The following is a 215-nucleotide window of genomic DNA, read 5'->3' as shown; positions in this document are numbered from 1 at the left end:
TTTGCCGAAACCGACAACAAACAATCTGAAGAGTCTGCCGACAATACCGTCTTATTGGGCAAACAGCAAAACTGGGGCCTTCATCCCAAAACCCCCGACGAAGCCAAAGTTCAGACGACCCTGTTGAACGAAGCCGTCCTCTGTCGCCAAACCGTTGCCAACGGCAGTGGCAACGTCGTCTCTATGGCACCGATGAAAGTGTTCCAAACCGATAC

The 215-nt window shown here is 52.1% G+C and carries 1 protein-coding gene; it reads left to right on the top strand.

From position 1 onward, the window contains the following. Positions 1–215, top strand: a 215-nt coding sequence (locus HMPREF2572_RS14640) for a hypothetical protein (RefSeq protein ID WP_168161786.1), incomplete at both ends; no start/stop codon positions are given.

The organism is Neisseria sp. HMSC064E01, assembly GCF_001808875.1.
Taxonomy (GTDB): domain Bacteria; phylum Pseudomonadota; class Gammaproteobacteria; order Burkholderiales; family Neisseriaceae; genus Neisseria; species Neisseria sicca_A.
This window is presented reverse-complemented; position numbering and strand designations above follow the sequence as displayed.